The organism is Cupriavidus sp. CuC1, assembly GCF_044627735.1.
GTDB classification, from domain to species: Bacteria; Pseudomonadota; Gammaproteobacteria; order Burkholderiales; family Burkholderiaceae; genus Cupriavidus; species Cupriavidus ulmosensis.
Genome location: NZ_JBIUHC010000398.1, coordinates 1 through 906, shown reverse-complemented (window position 1 = coordinate 906; position 906 = coordinate 1). Strand labels below are relative to the sequence as shown.

Annotated in this window: 2 protein-coding genes; both read left to right on the top strand. The window is 57.3% G+C overall.

Features of this window, described 5'->3' with window-relative positions:
• Nucleotides 1-249: hypothetical protein (locus ACGLHR_RS51890; RefSeq protein ID WP_400103929.1), on the top strand; the 249-nt coding region annotated here is incomplete at its 5' end.
• Nucleotides 227-906 (top strand): transposase (locus ACGLHR_RS51885; protein WP_400103927.1); only part of this gene is annotated, 680 nt, incomplete at its 3' end. The genes ACGLHR_RS51890 and ACGLHR_RS51885, both read left to right, overlap by 23 nt.

The window sequence follows — 906 nt, the reverse complement described above, 5'->3', positions numbered from 1 at the left end:
GATGAGATCGCGGTGCCGAAGCAAGGTCTTGCGTGCGTATCCCAAGGTTGGGAGATGCTCAAGGAAAGGCGTGAGTATTGCTACGATTTCCTGTCCAGTCGAAATATCTTCGTCATCGACTCGCCACGAAGCCGGCCAGTTATGCAGGTCTGGAATGTACTGGGCGAGCGTTTGCTGTTCGGTGACAATGGCAGCCTTGCCCTTGCCGGTTCTGAGCTTGCTAACCATGTTGCTGACCCGTCTGCTTAACGCCTGTCATCATTTTCCCGGCTTTGTATATGAAGGTGCGCGGCTGTGCGAGGCAACCCAATCCATCGAGATCGACGTTCGGCCGCGCAAGGGCTCGAAGCCGTTCTGCTCAAGCTGCAACCAGCCTGCGCGGGGTTACGACTCACTCACGGAGCGCCGATTCGAGTTTATTCCGGTCTGGGGTTTTGCCGTGTTTCTGCTCTATACCATGCGTCGCGTCGATTGTCGTGCCTGTGGCGTTAAGGTTGAAGCTCTGCCATGGGCCAACGGCAAGCACACGCTCACGCGGGCTTACATGCTGTTCCTGGCGCAGTGGGCGCGAAAGCTGTCGTGGAAGGAGACGGCACAAAGCTTCCGAACCAGTTGGGAGAAAGTCTTCAACGCAGTGGAGTGGGTGGTGGACTGGGGGCTGGCCCATCGCGAACTCGGTACGATCCGTGCCTTTGGCATCGACGAGATCCAGTATGGTCGTGGACACAAGTACCTCACACTGGTCTACCAGATCGAGGCCGGCTGCACGCGCCTGCTATGGGTGGGGCAGGAGCGCACGAAAGCAAGCTTCGCAAAGTTCTTCGCCATGATCGGCAAACAGGTATGTGAGAGGGTTGAGTTCGTCTGCTCGGACATGTGGAAGCCCTACCTTGAGATGATAGCGCT